This is a genomic window from Xenorhabdus indica, assembly GCF_014467235.1.
Taxonomy (GTDB): domain Bacteria; phylum Pseudomonadota; class Gammaproteobacteria; order Enterobacterales; family Enterobacteriaceae; genus Xenorhabdus; species Xenorhabdus indica.
Window position 1 is genome coordinate 175,965 of the sequence record NZ_NKHP01000001.1, and the last position, 20,747, is coordinate 196,711.

Below are 20,747 nucleotides of genomic sequence, written 5' to 3' on the forward strand. Positions count from 1 at the left end.
GTACTTAAGTATGAATAATAATGAATTAAATTCTTTACCATTAGCGGAACGTGAAAAATTACTTGAATCAGCTAAAGCAGCGAAGCTAACTCGTCAATATACACAGAGAACATCAATTACTGTACAACCTCGTGAGGGTGATATTCCATTATCTTGGGCACAACAACGCCTTTGGTTTTTAACTCAACTCGATCTTGCGGCACAAACAGCCTACCATATGTCAACAGGGCTTCACCTACAGGGCCTCCTGAATCAAAATGCGCTTAAGGCTGCGTTGGATAGGATTGTGGCTCGCCATGAAATCCTGCGAACAACTTTTGTGTCGATTGAAGGTACTGCCCGGCAAGTTATCGCAGATGCCAACGGTGGTTTTGCTTTAACGACTGAAGATATCAGTCACTTACCTGAGTCAGAAAAACAAACTACGGTAGAAAAGTGCGCCCGATACGAGGCCATCACTCCTTTTGATTTTACCCAAGGGCCGTTGTTCAGAGGGCATTTGCTTCGTTTAGCAGAAGATGAGCACATCCTACTGTTAACACAGCACCATATTATCTCGGATGGCTGGTCAGTTAATGTATTGATATATGAGCTATCCACCCTTTATCACGCTTTCTGCCAGGAGCTCGTTGATCCATTACCTGAATTACCGCTCCAGTATATTGATTACACCCTTTGGCAACATCAGTGGTTGCAAGGGAACGTTCTGGAAAATTTATTGAATTACTGGCGCAATGAATTGCAAGGTGCGCCAATACTGCTGGAGTTACCTACAGACAAACCACGCCCGATAAAACAGAGTTATACGGGCAACCGCGTTAATGTCGCCTTTTCACCCACCTTAAGCACAGCATTAAAAGCATTTAGTCAACGCCACGGTACGACCTTATTTATGACCCTACTGGCAGGCTGGTCGGTGTTGCTTTCTCGCATCAGTGGTCAGCACGATCTCGTGATTGGCACTCCCGTTGCCAATCGACAACAACACGAACTAGAGCCATTAATCGGTTTCTTCGTTAATACGTTAGCTTTACGTATTCAATTAAGTGATAACCCCAGTATCAGTGAATTATTGAATCGGGTGAAACATCAAGCTTTGAGTGCTTATGCACATCAAGATTTGCCATTCGAACAGTTGGTAGAAGTGTTAAAACCGCCACGTAATCTAAGCCATAGCCCTATCTTTCAAGTCATGCTGGCTTTGGACAATACGCCAGGGCAGCAAAGTTTCGAGCTATCTGGATTACACGTGAAAGAACTGTCACATATCAGAAATAGCACCTACTTCGATCTCACCTTATCTCTGAATGATACAGATCAAGGTTTGGTTGGTGATTTGGAATATTCCAGCGATATTTTTGAACACGCCAGTATTGAACGCATGGCCGGTCACCTACAAACTCTATTAGAGGCGATGATCGCCGATGACAACCAGCAAATAGAAACTCTCCCGTTGCTGACGTCACCGCAACGCGATCAACTACTGACCAATTTTAATCTCTCTGCACAAGACTACCAGCAGGATAGACTTATTCATCAATTAATTGAGCAGCAGGCTGCATCCAGGCCAGATGCCATTGCCCTGATTGGGGAAGAAGGTCAACTCAGTTACGCTGAATTAAACCGACATGCCAATCAACTGGCGTATGCCATCAGAGCAGCGGGAGTGTGCCCAGATGAGCGGATAGCCATTTGTGTCGAACGTAGTCTGGAAATGATCATCGGTCTGTTAGGGATTTTGAAGGCGGGAGCCAGCTATGTTCCGCTCGATCCAGAACATCCTACAGAACGGTTAATCTATATGCTGTCAGACAGCCAGCCAGCACTCATTCTGACTCAACGTCATCTTAGCGCGCGACTAACCAGTATCGACCTGCCAATTTGGGCACTGGACAGCACAGAACATCAAACCCATATTGCCAGCCAACCCCGAGACAATATCTCAATCACTCAATCAGGGCTAACACCCTCAAATCTGGCTTATGTGCTGTACACTTCCGGCTCCACGGGATTGCCTAAGGGAGTCATGATTGAGCACCGAAACGTAGTACACTTAATTCATGCTCATATACAGATGACAAAATTGACGCAATATGACCGTGTACTGCAATTTGCTTCATTTGGGTTTGATAATTCAGTCGCGGAAATATTTCCAACCCTTGCTGTTGGCGCTACATTGATCTTACGTCCGGCTCACATCAAAGTGCCGGATGCAGAATTTATCACTTTTCTGCAAGAAAATAATATCACCGTTGTCGATTTACCCACTGCCTTCTGGCACTTATGGGCTCAAGAAATCAACAACGGTTATAGTTATCCTCCCAAACAATTACGTTCTGTCGCCGCCGGAGGCGAAAAAGCAGAATCTCGTCATCTGAAAGCCTGGTTATCCAGCCCAGGGACACAAAAGTGCCGTTGGATTAATACCTATGGCCCGACAGAAACCACCGTCAACGCAACCTCAAGTGTGTTTGATAAAGATAACCCTTGTCCTTTTGAAGATATTCCCATCGGCTGCCCCATTACCAATACCCGCATCTATATTCTGGACAAACAGGGTCAACCCGTTCCTGTCGGTGTCACCGGGGAGATATATATCGGCGGGGATGGTGTTGCTCGTGGCTATTTGAACCGACCTGATCTGACATCTGAGCGGTTTCTTTACGATCCATTCAGCAATAAGCCAGAAGCACGCATGTATCACACGGGTGACTTAGGCCGTTGGCAGCCTGATGGTAATATCCATTATCTGGGGCGCAATGACTTTCAGGTCAAAATTCGGGGATTCCGTATTGAATTGGGTGAAATTGAAACGCAGTTAGTTGCTTGCATAGGGGTTAAAGATGCCATCGTTATCGCAAGGGAGGATGATAATGGGGATAAACGGTTAGTTGCTTATTTAATCCCCCAACCCAATACTATTCTAAATGTTGCCAGCCTACGTGAACAACTCAGCAATAACCTCGCCAGCTATATGATCCCCAGTGCTTTCGTTACACTGGAAGCCTTCCCACTAAATCAGAGTGGTAAAGTAGACCGAGCAGCCCTGCCCATCCCTGATCGCTCCGCCAGTGTTACCCATGAATACGCCGCACCACAGGGAGAAATTGAACAACAACTGGCAGAGATTTGGCAAAACTTATTGGGCCTGAAGCAAGTCGGACGCCATGACAATTTCTTTGAGCTAGGTGGACACTCTTTATTGACGGTACAGGTAGCATCTCGCTTACGTCAGACTCTGAATATTAATGTCACGCTGCAAAATCTGTTTCTTCAACCAACATTAGCTGACTTAGCACAAACTTTGGTCATAGAAACTCAGTCAATTCAACCCGATATTATACCTGTCAGCCGCCAAGAGCCATTACCACTCTCCTGGGCGCAGCAGCGTTTATGGTTTTTAGCGCAACTCGACACCGCGGCCCAAACCGCCTATCACGTATCAGGAGGTTTACACCTGCATGGCGTCCTGGATCTGCCCGCCCTCACAGCGGCGTTCGATCGCCTGGTCGCCCGGCACGAAATTCTGCGCACCACCTTCCGGCGGGTCGACGGGCAGGCCCGGCAAATTATCGGCCACCCGGACTGCGGGTTTGCCCTGACGGTACACGATTTCAGCCAGTTACCGGCCGCCGACCAGCATGCCGCTGTTGAGGCCGTCACTGACGGGGAAGCCTCCCAGCCCTTCGATTTTAGTCACGGCCCCCTGATACGCGCGCAACTCCTGAAACTCGCCGACCACCAGCACCGCCTGCTGTTAACCCAGCACCACATTATTACGGATGGCTGGTCCCTGAATATCCTGCTGCATGAACTGGCCACGCTTTACCGCGCCTTTACCCGCGGGCAACCCGATCCGCTGCCGCCACTGCCCGTGCAGTATGCTGATTATGCGCTGTGGCAGCGGCAATGGTTACAGGGGACGGTACTGGAAACGCAGCTGGCCTTCTGGCGCCAGGCGTTACACGGCACGCCGGCCTTGCTGGCCTTGCCCACCGATCACCCCCGGCCCGCCGTGCAAAGCTACCGGGGCGATCTGCTCCCCTTTACCTTATCCCCGTCCCTTGTGGCCGCCTTAAAAGCCTTAAGCCAGCGCCACGGCACAACCCTGTTTATGACCCTGCTGACCGGCTGGGGGATTTTACTGGCCCGCTTAAGCGGCCAGCCGGATATCGTGATTGGCACCCCCGTGGCAAACCGGCAGCACAGTGCGTTAGAGCCGTTAATCGGTTTCTTTGTCAACACCCTGGCCTTAAGGGTCACGGTGGACGATAATCCCAGTGTGCAGGCCCTACTGGCCCGGGTAAAAGCCCATACGGTGGCGGCCTATGCCCACCAGGATCTGCCGTTTGAACAGCTGGTCGAAGCCCTGCAACCCCCGCGCAGCCTGAGCCACAGCCCGATCTTTCAGGTGATGTTTGCCCTGGATAACACCCCCAAACATCAGCGGTTCGACTTACCCGGCTTAACCCTGACCGAGATGCCCGCCCCCCGCAGCCAGGCCCAGTTTGACCTGACGTTATCCCTGAACGAAACCGCCGAGGGGATCTCAGGGGATCTGGAATACGCCACCGACCTGTTCGGGCGGGCGACCATCGAACGCCTCAGCGGCTACCTGACCCAGATTTTAACGGCAATGGCCGCCGATGACCGCCAGCCCGTGAACGCCCTGCCGCTGCTGACCCCGGCCCAGCGCCACCAAGTGCTGGTCCAGTTTAACGCCACCGCCACAGACTCCCCGCGGGAGACGCTTATCCACCAGCTGATTGAACAGCAGGCTGCCGCCACCCCCGCGGCCCCGGCCCTGGTGAGCGAAGCGGGCCAGCTCAGTTATGCCGCCTTAAACCGGCAGGCCAATCAACTGGCCCATGCCCTCCGGGCCACGGGGATCCGCCCGGATGACCGTATCGCCCTGTGTGCCGACCGCAGCCTGGAGATGATTATCGGGATGCTGGCCATCTTAAAGGCCGGCGCCAGTTACGTACCGCTCGATCCCGACTACCCCACCGACCGGTTAATCTATCTGCTGACAGACAGCCAGCCGCTCCTGATACTGACCCAGTGTCACCTGCGCGCGCGACTGGCCGGTACCGGCCTGCCCATTTGGGTCCTGGACAGCGCCGCCCCCCACACGGCTATCGCCCGTCACCCGCAAACCAATCCTGCCCACACGGAAACCGGCCTTACGCCCGCCCATCTGGCGTATGTGCTGTACACTTCCGGCTCCACCGGCCAGCCGAAAGGGGTGATGGTTGAGCACCGGCAGGTGGTGAATTTTATTCAGGCACAAATCCAGCTCACCGCCCTGACCCCGCATGACCGGGTACTGCAATTCGCTTCCTTCGGGTTTGATAATTCCGTGGCCGAAATCTTCCCCACCCTGGCGGTGGGCGCCACCCTGGTCTTACGCCCGGCCCGCCTGAAAGTGCCGGATACCGACTTTGTCACCTTTCTGCACACCCACCGCATCACGGTGGTCGATTTGCCCACCGCGTTCTGGCATCTCTGGGCCCAGGAAGTCCGGGCGGGGCACAGCGCACCGCCGCCCGCCCTGCGCTCGGTGGCCGCCAGCGGTGAAAAAGCGGAGGTGCGCCACCTGCATGCCTGGTTAACCCACCCGGCGGCCCAAGCCTGCCGCTGGATTAATATTTACGGCCCGACCGAAACCACCGTCAATGCCACCGCCTGCCCGTATGAGCCCGGCCAGCGCCCGCCCGCGGACGATATCCCCATCGGCCGGCCGATGGCCAATACCACCGTCTATATCCTCGACCCCCAGGGGCAGCCCGTGCCGGTCGGCGTCACCGGCGAGATCTATATCGGCGGCGAGGGGGTGGCCCGCGGCTACCTGAACCGCCCTGAGCTGACCGCGGAACGCTTTCTCCCCGATCCCTTCCGCCCGGTGCCGGGGGCGCGTATGTACCGCACCGGCGATTTGGGCCACTGGCGGCCGGAGGGCTCGGTCCATTACCTGGGGCGCAATGATTTTCAGGTCAAACTCCGCGGATTCCGCATTGAACTGGGGGAAATCGAAACGCACCTGGGGGCGTGCCCCGGGGTGAAGGACGCCCTGGTTATCGTCCGGGAAGACGACCCCGGCGACAAACGGCTGGTCGCGTATTTGGTCCCCGACACCCCCGGCCCGCTGGATGCGGCCCGCCTGCGTGACCAGCTCAGCCATCACCTCGCCAGCTATATGATCCCCGGGGCCTTCGTGACCCTGGCCGCCTTTCCGCTTAACCCGAGCGGCAAAATTGACCGCCAGGCGTTACCGGCCCCGGACCGGGCCGCCCGTGTCAGCCGGGCCTATGCCGCCCCGCAGGGCGAAGCCGAACAGCAACTGGCCGCGGTGTGGCAAACCCTGCTCCAGCTGGCCCAGGTCAGCCGTCACGATAATTTCTTTGAACTGGGCGGGCATTCGTTGCTGGTGGTCACGTTGATCGAGCAGCTGCGCCAGCACCGCTGGACCCTGCCGGTCAGCGCCGTGTTTGCCGCCCCGACCCTGGCCGCCATGGCCCGGCAACTGACCCCGGCCCCGGCGGACAGCCCCAGACCCGGCCCGCCTGCCAACCTGATCCCGCCGGACTGCCCGGCCATCACCCCGGCGATGTTACCGCTGGTGTCACTGACCCCGGCCCAGATTGACGCGGTGGTCGCCCGGGTCGCCGGCGGCGCGCGCAATGTGCAAGATATGTATCCCCTCGGCCCCCTGCAGGAAGGGATCTTATTCCATTATTTGCTGGACACCGGCAGTGACACCTACCTGGACCGCCAGTTTATCCGCTTTGACAGCCGGGCCCGGCTGGCGCAGTTCTTACAGGCCCTGCAACAGGTGATCGCCCGCCATGATATTTTGCGCAGTGCGGTCCACTGGCAGGACCTGCCCGACCCCGTGCAGGTGGTGTACCGCCGGGCCGTCCTGCCCCAGACCGAAGCCGTGCTGGTGCCCGGGGAGGCGGGCGAACACCAGTTACGCCGCCTGACGGACACCCGCCTGGATATCACCCGGGCCCCGTTACTGGCCGCCACCTTCGCGCAGGAGCCCGGCAGCCCCCACTGGCTGCTGGCCCTGCAACACCATCACCTGGTGTGTGATCACCTGTCGCTGGAAATGATCTTCAATGAAATGCAGGCCCTGCTTGCCGGCCAGGGCGACACGCTGCCCCCGTCACTACCTTACCGGCACTTTATTGCCCAAGTCCGTGCGGTGCCGGCTGAAACCCACCAGGCTTACTTCCGGCAACTGCTGGGGGATGTGGCAGCGCCCACCCTGCCGTTCAGCCTGACCGAGACCCAACACCGCCCGGCCGATATCGCCGAAGCCGTTATGCCACTGGAGGACGCGCTCAGCCAGCAGATAACCGCGTGTGCCCGCCAGCAGGGGGTCAGTGCCGCGGTCTTGTTTCATGTCGCCTGGGCTCAGGTGCTGGCCCTGTGCAGCGGGCAGGACGATATTGTGTTCGGCACGGTGTTACTGGGGCGCCTGCAGGGCGGGGCCGGGACGGCTCAGGTATTCGGCATGCTCATCAATACCCTGCCGGTCCGTATCCGGCTACAGGATGACACGGTGCAACAGGCGGTACAGGCCACCCATCAGCAGCTCAGTGCCCTGCTGGCGCACGAGCAAACGCCGCTGGCCCTGGCGCAGCGGTGCAGCGGCATTCCGGCCCCCCTGCCCCTTTTCAGCAGCTTACTCAATTTCCGCCACAGCCAGCGGGCCCCTGAGCCAGCGGCCTCACCGGCCTGGGCCGGGATCCAGGTTCTTTCCGACGAAGAATACAGCAACTACCCGTTATCGCTGGATGTGGATGCCTTTGAGGACGGGTTTGCGTTAACCGCCCAGTGCCCGTCCTCCCTGAATCCGGCCCGCATTAACCAGTATATGGTGGCGGCGTTAAGCCAGCTGGTGAACGCCCTGCACACCGCCCCGGCCCGGGCTATCCGTACCCTGGATGTTCTCCCGGACGAGGAACGCCACCGGTTACTGGTGGCCTTTAATCCGGCGGCGGTGACGGCCCCGGCCGGCCTGCTTCACCAGGCGGTTGAGCAGCAGGCGGCCCGCACACCGGCCGCCACCGCCCTGATCGGGGGTGACACGTCACTCAGTTACGCCGCCCTCAACCGGCGCGCCAATCAGCTGGCCCACGCCCTGATCGCCGCCGGCGTGCGGCCCGATGACCGGGTGGCGATTTATGCCGGGCGCAGTGCCGCCCTGATTATCGGTTTACTGGGGATCCTTAAAGCGGGGGCCGGTTATGTGCCGCTGGCCACCGACCACCCGCGCGAACGCCTGGCGTATCTGTTGTCAGACAGTGCCCCGGTCTTGCTGCTGACGCAAACCCATTTACAGCCGCACCTGCCTGAAACCCCGGTGCCTGTCTGGTGCCTGGATGAAGCCCGCCAGCAGGCCAGCCTGGAGACCTCTCCGGCTGACAACCCGCAACCGGCCCGGCTGGGATTGCAGCCGCATCATCTGGCCTACGTGATTTACACCTCCGGCTCGACCGGGTTACCGAAAGGGGTGATGGTTGAACACCGTCATGTGACAAGTTTTGTCGCGGCGCAGTTGCAGGCCAGCCCCCTGACTGCCACCGACCGGGTGTTGCAATTTACCGCGGTGGCGTTTGATACCGCGGTGTCGGAAATCTTCCCGACCTTCGCCGCCGGGGCCACTTTAATTCTGCGGCCCGACGCCCTGCACATCCCCGACAGCGCATTCAGCGCGTTTTTGCACGCGCAGAAAATCACCGTTCTGGATGTGCCGGCCGCGTTCTGGCACTTGTGGGTGCAGGAGCTGGCTGCCGGCCGGTGCCCTTTCAGCCCTGATTTACGCACGGTGACGGTGGGCGGCGAAAAAGTGGAGGCCCGCCACTTACACACCTGGCGGGCTTTACCCGAGACCCAGCCGTGCCGCTGGCTTAACGCCTATGGGCCCACGGAAACCACTGTCACGGCCACCATCTGGGCAGGGGATAACACCGGCCAGCCCCCGCAGATGGGGCCCCCCGTGGCGGCTGTCCCGATTGGCCGCCCGCTGTCCAACAGCAAACTCTATATTCTGGATGCGCACGGCCGGCCGGTGCCTGTCGGCGTCACGGGGGAAATTTATGTGGGGGGCGCGGGGGTTGCCCGCGGTTACCTGAACCGCCCTGACCTGACGGCCGAACGGTTTATCCATGATCCGTTCAGTGCCCGGCCGGGGGCGCGCATGTACCGCACCGGGGATCTGGGCCACTGGCGGCCGGACGGCCATATCCACTGTCTGGGGCGCAATGATTTTCAGGTGAAAATCCGCGGGTTCCGCATTGAGCTGGGGGAAATTGAAACACAATTGGCGGCCTGCCCGGGGGTTAAAGAGGCGGCAGTGATTGCACGTGAAAATACAACAGGAGATCAATGTCTAGTCGCTTATCTAGTCCCACAACCCAATATTTCTTTAGATCCCAATGGACTGCGTGAACAACTCAGTCGTCACTTGATGGAGTACATGCTTCCTCAAGCTTATATGATACTGGATACCTTACCTCTCACCGCAAATGGAAAGCTGGATCGTCAAGCACTGCCTGCGCCGGATCACTCCTCTATTGCTGTCCATACATATGAAATTCCTCAAGGCGAAATTGAGCAACAACTTGCCACAATTTGGCAGGATTTATTAGGGTTAGACCAAGCCGGACGCCATGATGATTTCTTTGTATTAGGAGGAAACTCGCTTTCGATCATGCAGTTATCCAGGCACCTGCGTAACACATTCCATCTTGATATATCGGTTGCAGATATCTTCCGTCATTCAACTCTATCTCAACTTGCTGAACTTATTTCATCAATACAACAAGATATCAGTTCCATACAACAAGAACTGGATGATCTGTCTGAGGATGAGTTGCTTGCCATGTTACGTGAAGATTAATAGTGAACAAAATGGGCAAAAGAACAAAATGAATAATAACGAACAAAGACTAAATCAGTTAAAGCAGGCAGTACTTCAGAAAAAACTGAAAGGAAGAATTCCAGATAAGCAAATTGAAGAAAAATATCAGCTAGTCAGTAGAACCGATCCGAAACAGGAATTACCACTCTCCTGGGCACAGCAGCGTTTATGGTTTTTAGCGCAACTCGACCCCGCGGCCCAAACCGCCTATCACGTGTCAGATAGTTTACACCTGCATGGCGTCCTGGATCTGCCCGCCCTCACAGCGGCGTTCGATCGCCTGGTCGCCCGGCATGAAATCCTGCGCACCACCTTCCGGCGGGTCGACGGGCAGGCCCGGCAAATTATCGGCCACCCGGACTGCGGGTTTGCCCTGACGGTACACGATTTCAGCCAGTTACCGGCCGCCGACCAGCATGCCGCTGTTGAGGCCGTCACTGACGGGGAAGCCTCCCAGCCCTTCGATTTTAGTCACGGCCCCCTGATACGCGCGCAACTCCTGAAACTCGCCGACCACCAGCACCGCCTGCTGTTAACCCAGCACCACATTATTACGGATGGCTGGTCCCTGAATATCCTGCTGCATGAACTGGCCACGCTTTACCGCGCCTTTACCCGCGGGCAACCCGATCCGCTGCCGCCACTGCCCGTGCAGTATGCTGATTATGCGCTGTGGCAGCGGCAATGGTTACAGGGGACGGTACTGGAAACGCAGCTGGCCTTCTGGCGCCAGGCGTTACACGGCACGCCGGCGTTACTGGCCTTGCCCACCGATCACCCCCGGCCCGCCGTGCAAAGCTACCGGGGCGATCTGCTCCCCTTTACCTTATCCCCGTCCCTTGTGGCCGCCTTAAAAGCCTTAAGCCAGCGCCACGGCACAACCCTGTTTATGACCCTGCTGACCGGCTGGGGGATTTTACTGGCCCGCTTAAGCGGCCAGCCGGATATCGTGATTGGCACCCCCGTGGCAAACCGGCAGCACAGTGCGTTAGAGCCGTTAATCGGTTTCTTTGTCAACACCCTGGCCTTAAGGGTCACGGTGGACGATAATCCCAGTGTGCAGGCCCTACTGGCCCGGGTAAAAGCCCATACGGTGGCGGCCTATGCCCACCAGGATCTGCCGTTTGAACAGCTGGTCGAAGCCCTGCAACCCCCGCGCAGCCTGAGCCACAGCCCGATCTTTCAGGTGATGTTTGCCCTGGATAACACCCCCAAACATCAGCGGTTCGACTTACCCGGCTTAACCCTGACCGAGATGCCCGCCCCCCGCAGCCAGGCCCAGTTTGACCTGACGTTATCCCTGAACGAAACCGCCGAGGGGATCTCAGGGGATCTGGAATACGCCACCGACCTGTTCGGGCGGGCGACCATCGAACGCCTCAGCGGCTACCTGACCCAGATTTTAACGGCAATGGCCGCCGATGACCGCCAGCCCGTGAACGCCCTGCCGCTGCTGACCCCGGCCCAGCGCCACCAAGTGCTGGTCCAGTTTAACGCCACCGCCACAGACTCCCCGCGGGAGACGCTTATCCACCAGCTGATTGAACAGCAGGCTGCCGCCACCCCCGCGGCCCCGGCCCTGGTGAGCGAAGCGGGCCAGCTCAGTTATGCCGCCTTAAACCGGCAGGCCAATCAACTGGCCCATGCCCTCCGGGCCACGGGGATCCGCCCGGATGACCGTATCGCCCTGTGTGCCGACCGCAGCCTGGAGATGATTATCGGGATGCTGGCCATCTTAAAGGCCGGCGCCAGTTACGTACCGCTCGATCCCGACTACCCCACCGACCGGTTAATCTATCTGCTGACAGACAGCCAGCCGCTCCTGATACTGACCCAGTGTCACCTGCGCGCGCGACTGGCCGGTACCGGCCTGCCCATTTGGGTCCTGGACAGCGCCGCCCCCCACACGGCTATCGCCCGTCACCCGCAAACCAATCCTGCCCACACGGAAACCGGCCTTACGCCCGCCCATCTGGCGTATGTGCTGTACACTTCCGGCTCCACCGGCCAGCCGAAAGGGGTGATGGTTGAGCACCGGCAGGTGGTGAATTTTATTCAGGCACAAATCCAGCTCACCGCCCTGACCCCGCATGACCGGGTACTGCAATTCGCTTCCTTCGGGTTTGATAATTCCGTGGCCGAAATCTTCCCCACCCTGGCGGTGGGCGCCACCCTGGTCTTACGCCCGGCCCGCCTGAAAGTGCCGGATACCGACTTTGTCACCTTTCTGCACACCCACCGCATCACGGTGGTCGATTTGCCCACCGCGTTCTGGCATCTCTGGGCCCAGGAAGTCCGGGCGGGGCACAGCGCACCGCCGCCCGCCCTGCGCTCGGTGGCCGCCAGCGGTGAAAAAGCGGAGGTGCGCCACCTGCATGCCTGGTTAACCCACCCGGCGGCCCAAGCCTGCCGCTGGATTAATATTTACGGCCCGACCGAAACCACCGTCAATGCCACCGCCTGCCCGTATGAGCCCGGCCAGCGCCCGCCCGCGGACGATATCCCCATCGGCCGGCCGATGGCCAATACCACCGTCTATATCCTCGACCCCCAGGGGCAGCCCGTGCCGGTCGGCGTCACCGGCGAGATCTATATCGGCGGCGAGGGGGTGGCCCGCGGCTACCTGAACCGCCCTGAGCTGACCGCGGAACGCTTTCTCCCCGATCCCTTCCGCCCGGTGCCGGGGGCGCGTATGTACCGCACCGGCGATTTGGGCCACTGGCGGCCGGAGGGCTCGGTCCATTACCTGGGGCGCAATGATTTTCAGGTCAAACTCCGCGGATTCCGCATTGAACTGGGGGAAATCGAAACGCACCTGGGGGCGTGCCCCGGGGTGAAGGACGCCCTGGTTATCGTCCGGGAAGACGACCCCGGCGACAAACGGCTGGTCGCGTATTTGGTCCCCGACACCCCCGGCCCGCTGGATGCGGCCCGCCTGCGTGACCAGCTCAGCCATCACCTCGCCAGCTATATGATCCCCGGGGCCTTCGTGACCCTGGCCGCCTTTCCGCTTAACCCGAGCGGCAAAATTGACCGCCAGGCGTTACCGGCCCCGGACCGGGCCGCCCGTGTCAGCCGGGCCTATGCCGCCCCGCAGGGCGAAGCCGAACAGCAACTGGCCGCGGTGTGGCAAACCCTGCTCCAGCTGGCCCAGGTCAGCCGTCACGATAATTTCTTTGAACTGGGCGGGCATTCGTTGCTGGTGGTCACGTTGATCGAGCAGCTGCGCCAGCACCGCTGGACCCTGCCGGTCAGCGCCGTGTTTGCCGCCCCGACCCTGGCCGCCATGGCCCGGCAACTGACCCCGGCCCCGGCGGACAGCCCCAGACCCGGCCCGCCTGCCAACCTGATCCCGCCGGACTGCCCGGCCATCACCCCGGCGATGTTACCGCTGGTGTCACTGACCCCGGCCCAGATTGACGCGGTGGTCGCCCGGGTCGCCGGCGGCGCGCGCAATGTGCAAGATATGTATCCCCTCGGCCCCCTGCAGGAAGGGATCTTATTCCATTATTTGCTGGACACCGGCAGTGACACCTACCTGGACCGCCAGTTTATCCGCTTTGACAGCCGGGCCCGGCTGGCGCAGTTCTTACAGGCCCTGCAACAGGTGATCGCCCGCCATGATATTTTGCGCAGTGCGGTCCACTGGCAGGACCTGCCCGACCCCGTGCAGGTGGTGTACCGCCGGGCCGTCCTGCCCCAGACCGAAGCCGTGCTGGTGCCCGGGGAGGCGGGCGAACACCAGTTACGCCGCCTGACGGACACCCGCCTGGATATCACCCGGGCCCCGTTACTGGCCGCCACCTTCGCGCAGGAGCCCGGCAGCCCCCACTGGCTGCTGGCCCTGCAACACCATCACCTGGTGTGTGATCACCTGTCGCTGGAAATGATCTTCAATGAAATGCAGGCCCTGCTTGCCGGCCAGGGCGACACGCTGCCCCCGTCACTACCTTACCGGCACTTTATTGCCCAAGTCCGTGCGGTGCCGGCTGAAACCCACCAGGCTTACTTCCGGCAACTGCTGGGGGATGTGGCAGCGCCCACCCTGCCGTTCAGCCTGACCGAGACCCAACACCGCCCGGCCGATATCGCCGAAGCCGTTATGCCACTGGAGGACGCGCTCAGCCAGCAGATAACCGCGTGTGCCCGCCAGCAGGGGGTCAGTGCCGCGGTCTTGTTTCATGTCGCCTGGGCTCAGGTGCTGGCCCTGTGCAGCGGGCAGGACGATATTGTGTTCGGCACGGTGTTACTGGGGCGCCTGCAGGGCGGGGCCGGGACGGCTCAGGTATTCGGCATGCTCATCAATACCCTGCCGGTCCGTATCCGGCTACAGGATGACACGGTGCAACAGGCGGTACAGGCCACCCATCAGCAGCTCAGTGCCCTGCTGGCGCACGAGCAAACGCCGCTGGCCCTGGCGCAGCGGTGCAGCGGCATTCCGGCCCCCCTGCCCCTTTTCAGCAGCTTACTCAATTTCCGCCACAGCCAGCGGGCCCCTGAGCCAGCGGCCTCACCGGCCTGGGCCGGGATCCAGGTTCTTTCCGACGAAGAATACAGCAACTACCCGTTATCGCTGGATGTGGATGCCTTTGAGGACGGGTTTGCGTTAACCGCCCAGTGCCCGTCCTCCCTGAATCCGGCCCGCATTAACCAGTATATGGTGGCGGCGTTAAGCCAGCTGGTGAACGCCCTGCACACCGCCCCGGCCCGGGCTATCCGTACCCTGGATGTTCTCCCGGACGAGGAACGCCACCGGTTACTGGTGGCCTTTAATCCGGCGGCGGTGACGGCCCCGGCCGGCCTGCTTCACCAGGCGGTTGAGCAGCAGGCGGCCCGCACACCGGCCGCCACCGCCCTGATCGGGGGTGACACGTCACTCAGTTACGCCGCCCTCAACCGGCGCGCCAATCAGCTGGCCCACGCCCTGATCGCCGCCGGCGTGCGGCCCGATGACCGGGTGGCGATTTATGCCGGGCGCAGTGCCGCCCTGATTATCGGTTTACTGGGGATCCTTAAAGCGGGGGCCGGTTATGTGCCGCTGGCCACCGACCACCCGCGCGAACGCCTGGCGTATCTGTTGTCAGACAGTGCCCCGGTCTTGCTGCTGACGCAAACCCATTTACAGCCGCACCTGCCTGAAACCCCGGTGCCTGTCTGGTGCCTGGATGAAGCCCGCCAGCAGGCCAGCCTGGAGACCTCTCCGGCTGACAACCCGCAACCGGCCCGGCTGGGATTGCAGCCGCATCATCTGGCCTACGTGATTTACACCTCCGGCTCGACCGGGTTACCGAAAGGGGTGATGGTTGAACACCGTCATGTGACAAGTTTTGTCGCGGCGCAGTTGCAGGCCAGCCCCCTGACTGCCACCGACCGGGTGTTGCAATTTACCGCGGTGGCGTTTGATACCGCGGTGTCGGAAATCTTCCCGACCTTCGCCGCCGGGGCCACTTTAATTCTGCGGCCCGACGCCCTGCACGTCCCCGACAGCGCATTCAGCGCGTTTTTGCACGCGCAGAAAATCACCGTTCTGGATGTGCCGGCCGCGTTCTGGCACTTGTGGGTGCAGGAGCTGGCCGCCGGCCGGTGCCCTTTCAGCCCTGATTTACGCACGGTGACGGTGGGCGGCGAAAAAGTGGAGGCCCGCCACTTACACACCTGGCGGGCTTTACCCGAGACCCAGCCGTGCCGCTGGCTTAACGCCTATGGGCCCACGGAAACCACTGTCACGGCCACCGTCTGGGCAGGGGATAACACCGGCCAGCCCCCGCAGATGGGGCCCCCCGTGGCGGCTGTCCCGATTGGCCGCCCGCTGTCCAACAGCAAACTCTATATTCTGGATGCGCACGGCCGGCCGGTGCCTGTCGGCGTCACAGGGGAAATTTATGTGGGGGGCGCGGGGGTTGCCCGCGGTTACCTGAACCGCCCTGACCTGACGGCCGAACGGTTTATCCATGATCCGTTCAGTGCCCGGCCGGGGGCGCGCATGTACCGCACCGGGGATCTGGGCCACTGGCGGCCGGACGGCCATATCCACTGTCTGGGGCGCAATGATTTTCAGGTGAAAATCCGCGGGTTCCGCATTGAGCTGGGGGAAATTGAAACGCAGTTGGCGGCCTGCCCGGGGGTTAAAGAGGCGGCAGTGATAGCGCGTGAAGAAAAGGACGGTAATACCAGTCTGGTAGCTTATATTATTCCTCAGTCAGATATCACGCCGGATGCCATTCAGTTGCGTGAACAATTAGGTACACATTTAATGGAATATATGCTGCCTAGTATCTTTGTGACATTGGATGCTTTCCCACTTACCCCAAATGGAAAAATAGATCGCAAGGCATTGCCAACACCTAAACAGACAGATGTCATCAGTCGTGAATATCAAGCTCCTGCCAACACAACTGAACAGAAATTAGCCATCATCTGGCAAAATTTGCTACAACTGAAGCAAGTAGGACGCCATGATAACTTTTTTGAATTGGGAGGACATTCTTTACTGGTCGTTAGCCTAATAGAACAACTACGCCAATGCGGCTTTACATTGCAAGTCAGTGCCGTATTTTCATTTCCCGTCTTAGCAGATATGGCAAACCATCTAATTAATAAGACCGCTGATGATTCTACAGCACAAATCATTCCACCTAATTTGATCACAAATGCTAGTCAGATTATCACACCTGATATGTTGCCATTGGTATTGCTAACACAAGAACAAATTGATCAAATCGTTGCCAACGTGGTTGGGGGTGTTAGCAATATTCAAGATATTTACCCACTGGGGCCATTACAAGAAGGGATTCTGTTTCACCATTTACTGGAAACAAAAGGTGATATTTATCTGGACAATATGATGATAGCCTTTGACTGTCGTGCAAGGCTGGAGACATTTTTGCAAGCACTACAGCAGATAATCAACCGTCACGATATCTTACGTAGTGCGGTTCATTGGAATGATCTTCCTGAACCCGTGCAAGTTATTTATCGTCAAGCACAGCTTCCCATTACCGAACTGACATTATCACCCGAAGGTGAGGCTGAGCAGCAATTACTCCATCATACTGATCCACATTTGATACGTCTGAATATCACACAGGCTCCATTATTGTCAGCCACCATTGCCAAAGATCCCCATAGTGGAAAATGGTTGCTGGCCTTGCTACATCACCATTTGGTTTGTGATCATCACTCACTGGAGATCATATTCAATGAAATTCAGACAATACTCTTGGGGCAAGGCAATCAACTTCCCCCTCCTTTGCCTTACCGTAACTTTATCGCTCAGCTCCGCATGGTGCCTCTTGAGCAACATCAAGTTTACTTCCGCCAACTTTTAGCTGATGTTGATGAACCGACTTTGCCTTTTGGTTTGTTGGAAGTTCATGGCGAAAACAGTGAACATTTTGCAGAAACTGAATTCGAATTAGAAACATCACTGGCCCAGGCATTGCGAAATTGTGCTCACCAACAAGGCGTCAGTACAGCAGTACTGTTCCACGTCGGCTGGGCACAAGTACTGGCACAATGCAGCGGGCGAGATGATGTTGTTTTTGGTACTGTGCTGTTGGGGCGTTTACAGGGGGTAATCAATTCAGACAAAACTCTCGGTATGTTTATGAATACACTTCCCATCCGCATTAAATTAGGCGATTTCACTGTGCAGCAAGTTGTCCAGCAGACATACCAAGTATTGAGTGAATTATTGGAACACGAACAAGCCCCGCTTTCATTGGCTCAACAATGCAGTGGCGTCAAGGCACCTTTACCTCTGTTTAACAGTCTGTTGAATTATCGCCACAGCCCAAATAATGATAATGATCAGAATACGCGATCTGCTGAGGAAGGTATCGAGCTGTTAAGTTCTAATGAACGTACTAACTACCCACTAAGTTTGGCAGTTGATGATACTGGACAGGGATTCACGCTGACCATGCAGTGTGTATCATCCCTTGATCCCAAACGGATTAACGCCTTCATACTTACTGTGCTATATGACTTAGTCAAGATTTTGCAAAATTCACCAGAACATACCTGCCGACAATTGAACATCTTGCCACAGGAAGAACGTATCCAACTCTTGCAAGCATTTAACAATACTCATATTGAATATTCGCAAGATGTTTTAATCCACCAACGCTTTGAGCAACAAGTGGAATATTCGCCTACGGCTATCGCCTTAATTTACGGCGATCAACAATTGTGTTACGACGAACTGAACCGAAAAGCTAATCAGTTAGCACACTATTTAATTTCACTTGGTATACGCCCAGATGATCGGGTGGCAATTTGTGTTGAGCGCAGTCTGGATATGGTCATCGGCTTATTAGGCATATTGAAAGCAGGCGCGGGGTATGTTCCTCTTGACCCAGACTATCCTACTGAACGACTGTCCTATATGCTGTCGGACAGCCGGCCTGTAGTATTACTGACCCAATATGCCCTGCAAGTTCGTTTCTTCGATACAGAAATTCCCTTATTGGTACTGGATGATAGTAAGTACCAAGCAAAAATCAGAAATCAGCCAGATTATAATTTGTCAGCCTCTGATTTAGGAATTACATCACGTAATCTAGCGTATGTACTGTATACCTCCGGCTCAACAGGGCTACCCAAAGGGGTAATGATAGAACATATTAGTGTGGTTAACCTGCTACTCTCAATGCAAGAGATATTGCAAATTACTATTGACGACACAATGCTCTTCTCCACTACCATTGGCTTTGATATAGCCGGGCTGGAGCTTTATTTACCCTTATTCAGCGGCAGCCGTATTGTCTTAGCGTCATCACGAATAGCCAAAGATCCCGAACAATTGGCAGCATTCATTGCATTACATAACATCAAAATTGTACAGGCCACACCTACCGCCTGGAGAATGTTGCTTGATTCTGGATGGATAGGTGCAGACATCAAGGCATTAAGCGGTGGTGAAGCGCTATCTCACGAACTGGCACAACGTTTAAAACAAAAAGTTAGTAGCTTATGGAATCTGTATGGACCAACAGAAACAACTATCTGGTCAACAGTATCCACTAATATTTTGATCGAGCAAATCAACCATCACACGAAATCTCAAATAACGATTGGTCGTCCAATCGCCAATACTCAAATTTATTTACTTGATCAACACAACCAACCTGTCCCCATTGGAGTAGTTGGTGAAATTCACATCGGAGGTATCGGAGTGGCTCGCGGTTATTTGAATCGTCCAGAACTTACCAATGAACGCTTTGTTCACAATCCTTTCAGTGAGCAAGTTGATGCACGAATGTATAAAACAGGAGATTTAGGACGTTGGCTTCCTGACGGTACTATCGATTATCTCGGACGTAATGATTTTCAAGTCAAGATCCGTGGTTTTCGGATTGAACTGGGTGAAATTGAAGCCAAACTACTTGCCTATCCTGGGATCCAAGAAGCGATTGTGATGGTACGTGAAGATATCACTCATGATAAGCGTCTGGTGGCTTATCTGGTCTTACAGCCAGAGATGACCCTGAATTTGGAACAATTGCGGGAAACTTTACATACCAGTTTGCCTCACTACATGATCCCTAATGCTTTTGTAACATTAGATTCATTTCCACTAACGCCAAATGGTAAGTTAGATCGCCAATCTTTACCATCACCAGATGCATTTGCTGTGATTACTCAAGACTATGAAGCTCCTGACGGTGAAATAGAGAATATCATTGCTGAAATCTGGCAAGAAAACCTCAGATTAGACCGTATCGGAAGGCATGATCATTTCTTCGAACTCGGTGGGCACTCGCTACTGACATTACAAATTGTTACACGCTTACGTCGGGCTTTAGACATCAATATAGCAATACGAGATCTATTCCTTCACCCAACAATCAGTAAGCTTGCCTGTTACCTGCAACAACTTTTATCCGGCAGCTATCAGGAACAACAAAAAAACATAGTCACTATCCGACAAGGCAAAGAGGAATCGTCACTGCTTCTTGTTCATCCAGCAGGAGGTGGTATCCACTATGCCTATGATCTTGCTGCTCATATTCATGATCAAGACATGACAATTTATGGAATTACCGCCAGTGATAGATTCGGAGATGAAAATCTTCAATTAACGTTTAGCGAAATGGCTAAAGAGTATATTACCTCTATTCGTCAAGCTCAAATACCGGGACCTTACACGATTGCTGGATGGTCAATCGGCGGAACTCTTGCATATGAAATAGCCAACCAATTGATAGCCGAAGGAGAAACTGTCAATTTCATAGGATTAATTGATTCGATTGCCAGTTATCAAAATACATTCACCCAGGAAGAGAAACAGACTGGATTACTCTTTAATGCAAAAAATACTTTGTATAACGTACTAGCAGAAGAGATAGATATCTCCCCTCATGTGGATGAGAAATTACAAAGGATTACAGATAAATATGACTACAATACCCTACTGGCTTTTGCTCAGCAGAACGATTTACTGCCACCTCAAATCCCTTCAGATAATATTCTCTACTATCTGAGCCTTTATCATAATATTATGGTTGCGGCCTATCGCTATATTGCCCCAACAAACATTGCTTCAGAAATCCCTCTTCATGTCGTCTTGTTCAGAGCAACAGAACAAAATGAGCAGCACAGCTATGCCCTTGGGTGGGAAGATGTTATTCCACCAGAACAGCTCTCTATTGTTCATGTTGTTGGTTCTCATGAATCCATTATGAAGTTGCCGCATATCAAACATGTCGGTCAGGCCTTACTGGAAGCCATTATGGCCACAAAAGAAAATTATTAACTGGATACCACCTCCTATGGAGGTGGTTAACAGCAGGTTGACTCCGCCAAATAATATTCT

The 20,747-nt window shown here is 56.0% G+C and carries 2 protein-coding genes; both read left to right on the forward strand.

The features are described from left to right. Positions 1–10 precede the first annotated feature (10 nt). Positions 11–9,910, forward strand: coding sequence for a non-ribosomal peptide synthetase (locus tag Xind_RS00590; RefSeq protein WP_187649255.1), 9,900 nt, complete (start codon positions 11–13; stop codon positions 9,908–9,910). 28 nt (positions 9,911–9,938) lie between these two features. Then, the gene (locus Xind_RS00595) at positions 9,939–20,687 is read left to right on the forward strand and encodes a non-ribosomal peptide synthetase (RefSeq protein WP_187649256.1); all 10,749 of its coding nucleotides are present in this window, start codon (positions 9,939–9,941) and stop codon (positions 20,685–20,687) included. The last annotated feature ends 60 nt before the right edge of the window (positions 20,688–20,747 follow it).